General features: G+C 74.1%; 12 protein-coding genes. 2 read left to right on the top strand and 10 right to left on the bottom strand.

Going from position 1 to position 13,148, the window contains the following annotated elements; all coding sequences use genetic code 11:
- Positions 1 to 5: 5 nt before the first annotated feature.
- The gene (locus F1615_RS16575) at positions 6 to 827 is read left to right on the top strand and encodes a serine hydrolase domain-containing protein (RefSeq protein ID WP_149549742.1); all 822 of its coding nucleotides are present in this window, start codon (positions 6 to 8) and stop codon (positions 825 to 827) included.
- Between the two features lie 36 nt (positions 828 to 863).
- Positions 864 to 2,396: a PLP-dependent aminotransferase family protein gene (locus F1615_RS16580; RefSeq protein WP_149549743.1), complete on the top strand. Its 1,533-nt coding sequence runs from the start codon at positions 864 to 866 to the stop codon at positions 2,394 to 2,396.
- Here the strand turns inward: F1615_RS16580 and F1615_RS16585 are convergent.
- From F1615_RS16585 to F1615_RS16630, 10 genes are all read right to left on the bottom strand, one after another.
- Positions 2,359 to 3,855, bottom strand: coding sequence for a UbiD family decarboxylase (locus tag F1615_RS16585; RefSeq protein ID WP_149549744.1), 1,497 nt, complete (start codon positions 3,853 to 3,855; stop codon positions 2,359 to 2,361). The genes F1615_RS16580 and F1615_RS16585 overlap by 38 nt on opposite strands.
- Positions 3,852 to 4,175: a chorismate mutase gene (locus tag F1615_RS16590; RefSeq protein WP_149549745.1), complete on the bottom strand. Its 324-nt coding sequence runs from the start codon at positions 4,173 to 4,175 to the stop codon at positions 3,852 to 3,854. The genes F1615_RS16585 and F1615_RS16590 overlap by 4 nt, the downstream gene beginning before the upstream one ends.
- Positions 4,172 to 4,516 carry a cupin domain-containing protein gene (locus F1615_RS16595; protein ID WP_149549746.1) on the bottom strand — a complete coding sequence of 115 codons (345 nt, stop codon included), beginning with the start codon at positions 4,514 to 4,516 and terminating at the stop codon, positions 4,172 to 4,174. The genes F1615_RS16590 and F1615_RS16595 overlap by 4 nt, the downstream gene beginning before the upstream one ends.
- A 49-nt stretch (positions 4,517 to 4,565) precedes the next feature.
- Positions 4,566 to 5,282 carry a flavodoxin family protein gene (locus tag F1615_RS16600; protein ID WP_149549747.1) on the bottom strand — a complete coding sequence of 239 codons (717 nt, stop codon included), beginning with the start codon at positions 5,280 to 5,282 and terminating at the stop codon, positions 4,566 to 4,568.
- A 67-nt stretch (positions 5,283 to 5,349) separates the two neighbouring features.
- Positions 5,350 to 6,654 (bottom strand): TrpB-like pyridoxal phosphate-dependent enzyme, encoded by a 1,305-nt coding sequence (locus tag F1615_RS16605; protein WP_149549748.1) that lies wholly within the window; start codon positions 6,652 to 6,654, stop codon positions 5,350 to 5,352.
- A 43-nt stretch (positions 6,655 to 6,697) separates the two neighbouring features.
- Positions 6,698 to 7,930, bottom strand: coding sequence for an MFS transporter (locus F1615_RS16610; protein ID WP_149549749.1), 1,233 nt, complete (start codon positions 7,928 to 7,930; stop codon positions 6,698 to 6,700).
- Positions 7,921 to 9,216, bottom strand: coding sequence for an ATP-grasp domain-containing protein (locus F1615_RS16615; protein ID WP_149549750.1), 1,296 nt, complete (start codon positions 9,214 to 9,216; stop codon positions 7,921 to 7,923). The genes F1615_RS16610 and F1615_RS16615 overlap by 10 nt, the downstream gene beginning before the upstream one ends.
- Before the next feature lie 10 nt (positions 9,217 to 9,226).
- Positions 9,227 to 10,003: a B3/B4 domain-containing protein gene (locus F1615_RS16620; RefSeq protein WP_149549751.1), complete on the bottom strand. Its 777-nt coding sequence runs from the start codon at positions 10,001 to 10,003 to the stop codon at positions 9,227 to 9,229.
- Between the two features lie 585 nt (positions 10,004 to 10,588).
- Positions 10,589 to 11,815 carry an MFS transporter gene (locus tag F1615_RS16625; protein WP_149549752.1) on the bottom strand — a complete coding sequence of 409 codons (1,227 nt, stop codon included), beginning with the start codon at positions 11,813 to 11,815 and terminating at the stop codon, positions 10,589 to 10,591.
- Positions 11,815 to 13,137, bottom strand: coding sequence for an amidohydrolase family protein (locus F1615_RS16630; RefSeq protein WP_149549753.1), 1,323 nt, complete (start codon positions 13,135 to 13,137; stop codon positions 11,815 to 11,817). The genes F1615_RS16625 and F1615_RS16630 overlap by 1 nt, the downstream gene beginning before the upstream one ends.
- Positions 13,138 to 13,148: the final 11 nt, after the last annotated feature.

The following is a 13,148-nucleotide window of genomic DNA, read 5'->3' on the forward strand; positions in this document are numbered from 1 at the left end:
ACGGCATGTCGCTGAAGAGCCTCGCACTGATCGAGAACTGGCCGGTTCCCACCGCCGCGGCGGGTGTCGTACGGGCGGACGGCACCGTGCCGGGCACCCACGGGCCGTCCGGCCGCCGTTTCCCGCTGGCCTCGGTCACCAAGCCGCTCGCGGCGTACGCGGTGCTGGTGGCGTACGAGGAGGGCGCGATCGAGCTGGACGAACCGGCGGGCCCGGACGGCTCCACGGTCCGGCACCTGCTCGCGCACACCTCGGGGCTCGCCTTCGACGAGCACCGGGTGACCTCGGCGCCCGGCGAGCGGCGGCTGTACTCCAACGCGGGGTTCGAGCAGCTGGGGGACCATGTCGCGAAGGCGACGGAGATACCGTTCGGCGAGTATCTGCGGCAGGCGGTGCTGGAGCCGCTGGGGATGACGGCGACCTCGCTGGAGGGTTCCCCGGCCAAGGACGGCGTGTCCTCGGTCGAGGACCTGCTGCGGTTCGCCGCCGAGGTGCAGGCCCCGCGCCTGCTGGATCCGCGCACGGTCGCGGCGGCGATGACGGTGCAGTACCCGGGGACCAAGGGGGTCCTGCCGGGCTACGGCCACCAGAACCCCAACGACTGGGGCCTCGGCTTCGAGATCCGCGACTCCAAGTCCCCGCACTGGACGGGCGCGTCGTCCTCCCCGCGCACCTTCGGCCACTTCGGCCAGGCGGGCACGTTCCTGTGGATCGACCCGGACGCGGGCGCGGCGTGCGTGGCGCTCGCCGACCGTGCCTTCGGGCCCTGGGCGGTCGAGGCGTGGCCGCCGTTCACGGACGCGGTGCTGGCGGAGCTGCGGGGCTGACCGTCACGAACCGGACAGGCACTCAGGGGGAACGGCATGGGATCGACCGAGTTACTCATCGCCCTGGACCGGGAGGGCGGCGCGACCCTGCAGCAGCAGGTGTGCGACCAGGTCACCGCCCTGGTGCGCTCGGGGCGGCTGCGTCCCGGCGACGTCCTGCCCGCCTCGCGCGAACTCGCCCAGCAGCTGGGCGTCTCCCGGACGGTGATCATCCGGGCCTATGAACTGCTGCGGGCGCAGGGGATCCTGACGGCGCGGCGCGGCTCGGGCACCCGTGTCGCCGAGCTCCCCGCCGGCGGTGCGGCGGAGCGTCCCGCGAGCGGTGCGGCCCGGTCCGGATCCGTGCAGCCGGTCCCCGCCCCGCCGAGGCCCACCGACGAGGGCAATCCGCTCTGGCAGCCGTGGGAGCCGCCGCCCGTGCTCCGCCAGCCCGGCAACGTCCTCGACTTCCGGCACGGCACGCCCGCGCTCGCCGCCTTCCCGGTCGCCCGGTGGCGCCAGTCCCTGCACGAGGCGTACGGGCGGGCCGACGCCGCCACGCTCGGCTACGGACCGGCCGAGGGCTCGCCGACCCTCCGTGCGCAGATCGCCGCGCTGGTGCGGCAGAGCCGGGCCGTGGACGCCGCGCCGGAGAACATCATGGTGACCGGCGGCGCCACCCAGGCGCTGGACATCCTGGTGCGGATGCTGGTCGGGCCGGGCGACGTCGTGGTCATCGAGGATCCCAGCCACACCGTCCTGCGGCAGGTCTTCGGATGTTCCGACGCCGCCGTCGTGCCCGTCCCCGTCGACGAGGAGGGCCTGCGGGTCGCGGACATCGACGCCCGGGTGCGCGCCCACGGGCACGACCCCGGGCAGGTGAAGCTGGTGTACGTGACGCCGTCGCACCAGTTCCCGACCGGCTTCATCATGTCCCAGCCGCGCCGCCGCGCCCTGATCGCCTGGGCGTACGAACGCGGCGCGACGGTGCTGGAGGACGACTACCACAACGAGTTCACCTTCACCGACGAGCGGCTGCCCGCGCTCGCCGCCGAGCGGCACCGCGGCACGGTCGTCTATGTCGGCAGCTTCAGCAAGACGCTCTTCCCGGCGCTGCGCATCGGCTACGCGGTGCTGCCGCCGCACCTCGTCCAGCCGTTCCTCGGGATCAAGTGGATCACCGACCGGCTCACCCCGGCCGTGTCCCAGGAGGCACTGGCCGACTTCATCGCGTCCGGCGCCTACCCCCGGCACATAAGCCGGATGACGCGGCTGTACCGGCAACGCAGAAGGCGGCTGCTGGAGGCGCTGTACGAGCACTTCGGCGCCGAGGTGCGCATCTCCGGGGAGGCGGCGGGGCTGCACGTGCTGGTCACCTTCACCGGGGCGCGCGGCGTGCCGGAGGAGGAGATCGTGAAGCGGGCGGCCGCACGCGGGGTACGGGTGTACCCCGCGTCCGGCTACTTCGTCCTCGACCCGCCGGCCGAGCCGACGTTCCTGGTGGGTTACGCCGCGCTGACCACCGCCCGTATCACCGAGGGCGTCACACTGCTCACCGCCGCGGTGCGTGAGGCGACGGGCCGGCGCTGATCCGCACCGGCGGCGGCGCCACCGTCTCCGGTTCCGCCGCGGGTTCCGTGAAGCGGGGCCGGCGGAAGCGGGCGCGCTGCGCGTACGGCACCGTGCAGTCGAAGTGCGCCTTCGCGGTCCGTCCGTCGGCGGAGAGGGCGGCCGAGTAGGCGGTGGACTGCGTGGGGTCGAGCGGGAAGCCCTCACGGTCGGGCAGGACGGCCAGGTCCCGGTCCGCCTGGAGCCGGGTGGTCATCGCCCACCACAGGTCCGCGTCCGACTCCGGGTCGACGTCCTCGTCCACGGAGACGACCAGCTTGGCCATCCGGAACTCCTCCAGGACCGAGACGGCGGCCTCCCGGACCAGCCGGTCGTCGGCGGACGACCGCTTCGCCCGCCACTGGACGACGACCATCAGCTGGCCGCCGCCCGCCGTGGGGCAGTGCACCGCCTCGACCGGCGCCCCCGCACGGCGCAGCCGGCCCAGCACCGCGGCCTCCATGCCGAAGCCCAGCAGGACCGACTGCTCGTGCCCGGGGCCGGAGACCGTCTGCAGGATCGCCCCGTCCCGTGCGGTGATCCCGGTGACGCGCACCGTGGGCAGTGCCGGGTGGGCGCGCCCCTGGTAGCCGAGGAACTCGGGGGTGGCGGCGGGCCCGTCCGGGTTCTCCGGGACCAGGTCCGCGGTGAGTTCGCCCTCGATGACGTACTCGGCGTGGGCGACGCACTCCGCGTCGACGGTGCGGCACTCGGTGAGCTCGACCGGCGCGCCGCCGAGGGCACCCGCCACCGCGAGCTCGTCGACGCCCGCCGGGACCAGGGAGGCCGGGCAGCAGGACGCGAGCATCAGTGCCGGGCCCAGGCCCAGGTGGATGGCGACGGGCAGGTTCCCGCCCCGGCGGCGGGCCGCCCGGTGGGCCGCCTCCAGGTCCCGGCCGGGCACCATCCAGATGGTGAGCCGGTCGGGTCCCTGGACGCACATCCGGTGCACGGACAGGTTGCGCACACCGGTGTCGGGGTCGGTGGCCAGCACCGCGCCGAGCGTCAGGTACGGTCCCGCGTCCTCGTCGGTGAGGACGGGGACCGGAAGCGCCGTCAGGTCCGGCGCGAGCAGGTCGCGGGGCCGGTCCCGGCCGGCCGGGACGCGCGTCGGGGCCACCGGCGAGGCGACGGCGTCGAGCAGCCGGTGCGCCATGGCGCCCGGGGTGAGCCCGAGCAGGCCCGCGGCGCGCCGGCGGCTGCCGTACAGGCCGATGAGCACCGAGCGCGCCGCCCCGCCGCCGCCGGGCACCACCCGCTCGAACAGGACGGCGGGGCCGGGGCCGGTCGGCGGCGGGGCGGGTGTCCCGGCCCACCTGGCGTACCGGGCGCCGACCCCGTACCGGGCCGGGACCTCCTCGCGGACCCGCACCAGCTCGCCGGGCAGCGGGTCGAGACCGGCGAGCGCGGTGCGCAGATCGGCGAGCCCGCGGCGCGTCATGCCGCCCCGTTCGCGGCGGCACGAGGCCTGGCCGCGCGGCGCTCCTCCAGCCGGCGCAGCTGAAGGACCGTCAGTTCGTCGATGAGCGTGCGGTACACGGCCTCGGCGACGGCGGGCGGCATGCCGTGCGCGTCGGCGAGCGCGCGCACCTTGGCGATCACCTGCTCCACCCGCCGGGGCGAGCGGACCGTCTCCTCGTCGTGCTTGAACTCGGTCAGCTCACGGACGACGGCGGTGCGTTCGGCGAGCAGGGCGACGATGCTCCGGTCGAGCGCGTCGATCGAGACGCGCAGCTCCTCGATCCTGTCGGTGCCGCTCACGGCGCGGGCACCTCGTCGACGACGTAGACGACGGTCGGCTCGGTGTCGGAGCCCTGGGAGCGGTGCCGCTCGTCGCCGGGGATGACGAAGCCCATGCCGGGGCGGCAGGGCACCGAGCGGTCGTCGAAGTGGATGGTGAACTCGCCCTGCAGGACGTACCCCTGGTGGCCGCGCTCGCACCAGTGCAGTTCGTTGAAGCCGGCGGGGAGTTCCAGCAGGCGCACCCGCAGCCCCTGGGTGTACGCGATCTTCACCCGGCCGTCGGCGCCGGGCTTGTGCCACTTCTCCCACGGGATGGCGTCGAAGTCGATGCCGACGACGGCGGGGGTGACGGTGGACATGGGGTCTCCTGATCTGCGGTGGTTGGGTGTGCGGGGGCGGTGCGGGCCGTCAGGCGGGACGCCGTTCGCGGTCCACGAGGAGCGGGCGCCGGCGTACGACGCGCTCGTTCTGGTCGTCGATCGGCAGCGCGGGCTCTCCGGTCGCCGCCTGGTGACGGCGCAGCAGCAGCGCCATGTCCACCATGCGGTGGGCCATGCGCTCCAGGGCGTCCACCCCCTCGGGGTCGTTGAGGCCCGGCTCCCTGGACGTGTTGCGCAGCAGGGCCGGGAAGCCGCTGCCCACCAGGATCATCCGGTTGAGCAGCAGGTTGTCGACGAGCTGGTTGTGCACGGAGGCGTCGCTGTAGCGGCGGGCGGTGACGATGATGCCGCCGACCTTGTTGGCGAGCGGCCGCTCGAAACGCAGGTAGCCGACACCGGCCCGCTCGATGAAGATCTGCATGAGGTGGGCGAGGCCGAAGCCGTGCACCGGCACGGCGTAGATGATGCCGTCGGCCTGCCGCATCCGGTCGATGACGGCGGGCATGTCGTCGCGCAGCGCGCACGGGCTGGTGCGGGTGTTGCAGTCGCCGCACGGGCTGCACGGCGAGATGCGGTGCTCGCGCAGGTACACGGCCTGGAACTCGGCGCCGCGTTCGCGCACCAGTTTCCCCGCGTACTGGAGCGCCAGGTCGGTGTTGCCGCCGGCCCGCTCGGATCCCGAGATGCCGAGGATGACGGGCCGGTCCCCCCGTATGACCTGTGGTGTTCCCTGTGCTGTGAGCATGGTCTCCCCCTGTTGTGTTCGCGCGGCGGGGTGGGCTCCCCGTCCCACCCCGCCTTCGTCGCCCCGGTCAGTCGGTCAGCTTTCCGCCGAAGTAGTCGATGTAGGCCTGCATGTCGAAGTGGCCGTGCCCGGAGAGGGAGAACAGGATGGTCCTGGCCTCGCCGGACTCCTTGCAGGCGAGCGCCTCGTCGATGGCGGCGCGCACCGCGTGGGTGGACTCCGGGGCGGGCACGATGCCCTCGTTGCGGGCGAAGGTGACACCCGCCTCGAAGCACGCGGTCTGCGGCACCGCGCGCGCCTGGAGGTAGTCGAACTCCTTGAGCTGGCTGATGATCGGTGACATGCCGTGGTAGCGCAGGCCGCCGGCGTGGATGCTCGGCGGCACGAAGTCGTGGCCGAGGGTGTGCATCTTGGTCAGCGGCGTCATGCCCGCGGTGTCGCCGAAGTCGTAGTCGAAGCGGCCCTCGGTCATGGTCGGGCACGACGCCGGTTCGACGGCGATCGCCCGCACGGGGCGCCCGCCGCGCAGCTGCTCGCCCAGGAACGGCAGCGCCAGGCCGCCGAAGTTGGAGCCGCCGCCCGCCGCGCCGATCACGATGTCCGGGTAGTCCTCGGCCAGCTCCATCTGGAGCTGCGCCTCCTTGCCGATGATCGTCTGGTGCATCAGGACGTGGTTGAGGACCGAGCCGAGCGCGTACTTCGCGGTGCCGCCGCTGTTCACCGCGGCTTCCACCGCCTCGGAGATGGCGAGGCCGAGGCTGCCCGGGGAGTCGGGGTCGGCGGCGAGGGCGGCGCGGCCGGCCTCGGTGCGCTCGCTCGGGCTGGCGGTGACGGTGGCGCCGTAGGTCTCCATCAGGCCGCGGCGGTAGGGCTTCTGCCGGTAGCTCACCTTGACCATGTAGACCTCGCAGACGAGGCCGAAGTACCGGCAGGCGAGCGACAGGGAACTGCCCCACTGTCCGGCGCCGGTCTCGGTGATGAGGCGCTCCACGCCGGCCTGCTTGTTGTAGTAGGCCTGCGGGACGGCCGTGTTGGGCTTGTGGCTGCCGGCCGGGCTGACGCCCTCGTTCTTGAAGTAGATCCGGGCCGGGGTGTCGAGGGCCCGCTCGAGGCGGCGCGCGCGCACCAGGGGGCTGGGCCGCCACTGCCGGTAGACGTCCAGCACGGCGCCGGGGATGTCGGTCTCGCGCTCGGTGGAGAACTCCTGGGCTATCAGCTCCGCGGGGAACAGCGGCGCGAGGTCCTCCGGGGTGACGGGCTGCCGGGTGCCGGGGTGGAGCATCGGGTCCAGCGGCTTGGGCAGGTCCGCCACCACGTTGTACCAGGTGGTGGGCATCTGGTCTTCGGACAGCAGGAACTTCGTCTGGGACATGGGTACTTCCCCCTGTGTTCGTCGGTGCTTCGGGACGGGTGGTCTAGGTGCCGGCCGGAGCCTCGGCGGGCTTCGGCGGACGTGCGGCGGCCGCGGCGGCCGCGGCGGACGAGGGCCTGATCCGCAATGCGGCGTAGGCGGCCATGCCGATGAGCGGGGCCGCGAGCATGGCGAGGAACACGGGCTGGTGGCCGTGGGCGGTCCACAGGGCGCCGAGTCCCGCGGGCACCGCGAGACGGGCGAGGCCCAGGACGAAGCCGTTCAGTGCCATGAAGGTGCCGACCCTGCGCTCGTCGACGTGGTCGGCGACATAGGTGGGCACGACCACCGAGACGATGATCTCGCCGAGTGTCCAGATCACCGTGGACAGCAGGATCGCCGGCAGCGAGAAGGCGACGACGATGACGGCGAGACCCAGGGCCCACAGCGCTCCGCTGACGAGCAGCAGCAGCTTGGTGCCGCGGCCCCGCATGCGCTTCTCCAGGAACAGTCCGAGGCCGACCACGACGACGCTGTTGATGGTGTAGACGGCGCCGACCAGACCCGCCGACTGGTCCAGGACCGTGGTGACGGCGAGCGGCAGGGTGTATTCGAGGCCGATCAGCGGCACCACGTAGAAGAAGGAGACGAGCACCACCATCAGGACGTGGTGGTGGCCGAGCGGCCCGGTGCGTGCCCTGTCCTTGCGGCTCCGGTCCCGGTGGTGACGGTCGCGGGGCACCCACAGGGCGATCAGCACGGCGCACGCCAGGCCCGCGAGGATGTTCCCCGCGAACATGATGTCGTACGAGTACGCCGCCGCGACGCCTCCGAGGAGCGGGCCGATACCCATGCCCAGGTTGTTGCCGACGTAGTTCACCGTGTAGGCGAACGGCCGCTGTTCGGGCTCGGTCAGGTCGGCGACCAGGGTGTTGGCCGCCGGCCCGAACATGCCCATGCCGACCAGGGCGACGAAGAGCAGTCCGGCGTACGTCCACGGGGGGCCGTCCAGCACGGCGAGACCCAGGTACCCCGCCGCGTTCAGCAGGAGGGCGCCGAGCAGGGCGGTACGCCGGCCGCGCAGGTCGCACACCGGCCCGCTCAGCAGGCTGCCCACGAGCAGGCCGGTGCTGCCCACGGAGATCAGCAGCCCGGCCTCGCCGGCGCTGAGGTCCTTGCCGCGCACCAGGTAGACGGCGAGCAGCGGGAAGACGAACATGCCCGCGCGGTTGATGAAGGAGGCGAGAAAGAGCACCCGGAGCGCGACCGGGAGCTCCCTCAGCCGCGTCAGCCACATGACCGCGCCTGCCCGTCCGCCGCCGCGGCCGCGGCCGCGGCCGGTCCGGTGGTGCCTCCGGGTGCCGTCCTCGCCGGCACCGTCTCCACGCGGAAGGCGTCCCGTACGGTCTTGAAGCGGGCCCGCACGTCCTCGAAGTCGGTGCCCTCGCACACGTACCAGCCCAGGACGTCGTTGGAGGCGGTCGGCGGGGCCAGGACGTCGCCGACCCCCTTCCACACGTCGGCGTCCAGGACCTTCTCCAGCGCCTTCAGTTCGTCGGGTCCTGTGATGGCGGTGATCCGTCCGTACCGGTCCGAGGCCAGGTACTCGGTGCCGATCTCGGGGCCCAGCCGTGCCTCGGTGCGGTGCGCCGGGTCGAGTTCCAGGCGGCACCACTCACCGGCGAGGTTGATGCCGCGGCCGGCCTCGATCGCGGGGACGATGGAGCCGCCGCCGGCCCGCGCCCCCGCCTCACCGAAGACCACGTCGCCGTCGTCGAGGAGGAAGAACTCGGCGTGGACGACGCCGGTGCCCAGGCCGAAGCCGCGCAGCACCACGGTGTTGAGGTCGAGGATGCGCTGCTCGGCCGGTGACAGGCCGTGCTTGCGGGAGACGGTGCCGCCCGGTTCGTCGCGGTACTCGAGGATCGAGTACGTGTAGCGGGAGAGCTGGGCGAAGACGGGCTCGCCGTCCTTGAAGAGCGAGTCGACGTGGTACTCCGTGCCGCGGATGAACTCCTCGACCCGGTACTCGTGCCGGTCGTCGCCCATCTCGTCCCAGACGCGCTCCAGCGCCTGGGGGCCGTCCACCCGGTAGGTGCGGCCGCAGGCCCATCCCGCGTACGGCTTGACGACGATCGGGTAGCCCACCTCCGCGGCGAACTCCGTGACCGCGCCGATGGTGTCCGGGCGGCAGGAGCGGGCGACGCGCACGCCCAGTTCCTCGGCGCGGCGGTGCATCACGTTCTTGTCGCGGAAGTTGAGCGCCTGGTCGGGGGTGAGGCCCGGGATGCCGTGATCGCGCCGGGCGCGGGCGGCGGGCAGCACATCGCCCTCGAACAGCGGGAAGACGCGCTCGACGCGGTGCTCGGCGACGATGCCGTAGACGGCGGCGCGTACGGCCGCCGGGTCGTCGAGGTCGGCGTGGTACTGCGCGAGGCCGTCGGCCTCCGGTGCCTGCCACCCGGTGGGCAGCAGCACCACGGTGGACACGCCGAGACCGGCGGCGGCCTCCACGACACTGCGGAACTGGGCGGCGTAGCGTCCGGCGGCGGGCCGGTAGACCACCAGGATCGAACGGTTCATGACCTTCTCCTCATCCACGGGTCGCGGTCGAAGGGGCACCGAACAGCTCCACCCGGGTGGTGGTGCCGTCGAGGATCCGCGGCGGCTCCCAGGCGGCGCCCAGGTCGGTGAGCGCCTCCGTGAGCCGCCCGAGCGTGTCCTCCACCTCGCCCAGGCCGCCCTCGTGCGCGGACTCGACGGTGAGCAGGAGCCGGCGCCGTCCGAGGTCCGTCCTGACCACGTCGCCCTGCCGCCAGTTCCAGCGCCGTGAGTGCGCGCGGTCCCGGGCGTCGGCGTAGACGACCTCGCCGGGCTCGGGGTGCTCGGGGGCGTCGGGTGCGCCGAGCGGCAGATGGACCTCGCCGCCGTGGGCGAGCCGCACGGTCAGCTCGTCCTCGACGTCGCCCACGTCGCACGAGGCCACGGGGAGCCGGCTCTCCAGGGACACCGCGTTGCACAGGTCCACCAGGGAGTTGATGCGCGGCAGCCGGTCGCCCCGGGCCACCCGGCGCAGCACCGACTCGGCGGCGCAGGGGAACCGGTTGGGGTTCACGCCCACCTCGCGGTAGGCGTCGCGCCAGGCGGCGATGGACACGAGGGCGGAGACGTCCGCCTTGGAGAGCTCCGCGGCGTGCAGGGCGTCCTCGGCGGCGGTCAGCCGGTCCGCCACCTTGGGGGCGTCCGCGACGACGTCGGCGTCCGGTACGGCGATCAGGCCGAGGACGTAGCCGGGCACGCGCTCCCGCAGTCGCGCGTCGACGCCGACGGCCAGGGGGCGGGCACCCGGGAGGGGGCGGTCGCTGTCCATGGGTTGTGGTCCTTCGTTCTCGGGAGGGGTGGCCGCCGCTGTCGGTTTCGGGAGGCCGGGCCTTTGCTGACGGGTCGACAGTAGGGAGCGGGCGGGGGGCCGGCGGTGGCCAATTGCGGAGCAAAGCGTGAGGCCACTTGCGGGGCCCGACCTGCGACGGGCCCCGCCGGGACCGGGTGCGGACGCGGAGTCCCGCACCCGGTCCCGACACCCCGGACCCGCACCCGGTCCCGACACCCCGGACCCGCGCCCCGTCCCGACACCCCGGACCCGCGCCCCGTCCCGACACCCCGGACCCGCGCCCCGTCCCGGCCGTCGGATTCCGGCGTCACCGCGCGACGTCACCGGCCGCGCCGTGGCGCCGCACCCGCCCACCGCCCGGCCCGCCGCGCCCGCGTCACGTCGGTGCGCGGCACACGACCCGGCCGGCACGGCGCACGTCCGCCACGGCGGCCGGGCTCGCGTGCGGGCACCGGGTCGCCTGCTCCGTACCCGGCGCGGGGCGCGGAGCCCGTCCCGGTACGGTCACCCGCCGCCGGGGGCGCCGCGCCGCAGGCGCCCCCGGCGACCCGCGCGTGTCCGCCGTCACGGGTCAGCCGGGCTTCGGGCCGGCTCGGGGGAGGTCCGGCCGGTGTCGGTGTGCGAGGGGGCCCGTGTGCGGAGGCCGGTCAGTGCCGTCAGGAGGCCGGCCGCCACCAGTGCCGCGCCGAACTGCCCGAGGCGGTCCACCCCGTCGGTCCCGCCGTGGCTCAGTACCCGGCCGCCGAGGAAGCCGCCCAGGGAGATCCCGGCGAAGGTCGCCGACGAGTTCAGGGAGAGCAGCAGCGGTCCGGAGGCCGGTGCGATCGTGAACAGCCGGTGCTGCTGCGGCGGCTGGGTGGCCATCGCCGTCACCCCCCACGCGGCCATGGCCACGACGGCGGTGGTCAGGGAGTCCCGGGCCAGCGGCAGTGTCACGAGGACGGCGGCGAGTCCCGCGAGGGCGGCCGACAGCACCGGGGCCGGTCCGAAGCGGTCGGTGGCGCGCCCGCCGGCCACCGTGCCGCCCACCGCGAAGACGCCGAAGACGAGCAGCAGCAGCGCGAGCACGCCGCCGTCGCCGTCGGTCGCGGGAGCGAGGACCGCGCCGACGTACGTCAGCGCCAGATAGCCGCCCGTCATGAACGCCAGTGTCGTGAGCACCGTGCTCAGCACCCGCGGGTCCCGCACCGGCGCGAGGCGGGCCGCGAGCCCCGGCGCGGCGGGCAGCCGCACCTCGGGCAGTCCGAGGGCCACGGCGACGGCACACACCGCGCCGAGGCCGGCCAGCAGCCAGAACGTGGCCGCCCAGCCCAGGTCGGCGGCGAGCCAGGTGCCGAACGGCACTCCCGCGAGGGTGGCCGCCGAGAGCCCGCCGAGCACCACCGCCATGGCCCGTCCCCGGCGTTCGGGGGCGGCCAGGGCGGCGGCCGACGCGGAGGCGGCCGGGACGTAGAGGGCGGCCCCCGCGGCGGTCAGGACCCGTGCGGCGAGGAGGGCGGCCAGCCCGTCGGCGAGCGCGGAGGCCGCGTTGCCGACGGCGAACACGGTCAGCGAGACGACCAGGACGCGGCGGCGCTCCAGGCGTCCGGTGAGCGCTCCGAGCACGGGCGCGAGGACGGCGTAGGTGAGCGCGAAGAGGGTGCTCACCCAGCCGGCGTCGGCCAGGCTCGCGTCGAGGTCACGGGCGACCTCGGGCAGCACCCCGGCCACCACGAACGTGTCCGTCCCGATGGCGAACGCGCCGACGGCGAGCAGCGGCGTCACGGGCAGGACGGCGCGGGTCCCGGGCATCAGGCGGCTCCCGCGGAGGCCGGGGCCCCGTCGGGGTCCGTGCCCCGTGCGGCGCCGGTCCGGAAGGGCTCGGTGCTGCCCGCGACCGGTTCCCCGCCGAGCAGGACGAGTTCGATGCCGCCCGGCCGGCTCAGTACGGAGATGTCCTCGGCCGGGTCGTCGCCCGTCACGACGAGGTCGGCCAGGCGTCCGGCCTGCACCGTGCCCGCGTCGTCGCCGCGCCCCGCGAGCCGGGCCCCGTTCGCGGTCGCCCAGGTGAGGACGGTCGGCGCCGGGATGCCCGCCATCGTGACGTACAGCGCGAGTTCCTCGGCGTAGGTGCCGTGCGGGGTCCAGGCGAAGCCGAAGTCGTCGCCCGCCACCACCGGGATGCCGCGCTCGGCCATGATCGGCAGGATGCGCAGGGTGTTGGCCACCTCGGCCTCGAACTCCAGCGTCTCCAGGTACTCCGTGGTCTTGCCGTGCCGCGTCCCCGTGGTCAGCAGCATGTGCGGCTGGTAGAGGCTCGGTACGACGAACATCCCGTGCTCGGCGATCGCGTCGAGCGCCGCGTCGTCGGCGTAGGTGGCGTGGTCGATGACGTCGACGCCGGCCGCGATGGCGTTGCGGATGCCCTGAAGTCCCCGGGAGTGGGCGCGGATCCGTGCCCCGTGCTCGTGGGCGGTGCGCGCCGCGACCACCAGTTCCTCGGCGGTGAAGAGGAGTTCGTGGGAGCGGCCGTTGGGGAAGGTGTCGTCGCCCGAGGAGAAGACCTTGACGATCTCCGCGCCCTGCGCGATCTCCCCGGCGACGTACTCCGCCATCTCCTCCGGGGTGTCCGCGAGGCGCATCAGATCGCTCGGGATCCGCTTCCTGACCTCGGGGTTGCGGCGCTCGGGCGGTCCGGAGACCATCAGGTCCCGGCTGCACGGGGTGATCCGGGGGCCGCGCAGCTCCCCCGCGTCGACGGCGCGGCGCAGCGCCATGTCGATCCCGGCGACCGAGCCGGCGCCCACGAAGGCGGTGTAGCCGAGGGCCAGCAGGTTCTCCGCGTTGCGCGCGGCGGCGAGGGTGACCTCGGGGACCGAGTGCTTGAAGAGCATCTCGCGCCCGTCGAGGACGTTCAGATAGGCGATGTGGGTGTGCCCGAGCGTCATGCCGGGCATCACCGTGCGCCCGTCGAGGTCGAGCACGTCGATGCCGGGGGTGTTCAGCGGGGCGAGCCCTTCGGGCATTACGGCCTCGATGCGGTCGCCGTCGAGCAGCACGCTGTGCCGCGGCAGGGAGGGCCGGCCCAGGCCCTCCTGGACCGTGGCGCGGTGGAGCAGGGTTCTGCGTGACACGTCGAATCTCT

The organism is Streptomyces marokkonensis (assembly GCF_008312835.1).
Lineage (GTDB): Bacteria > Actinomycetota > Actinomycetes > Streptomycetales > Streptomycetaceae > Streptomyces > Streptomyces marokkonensis_A.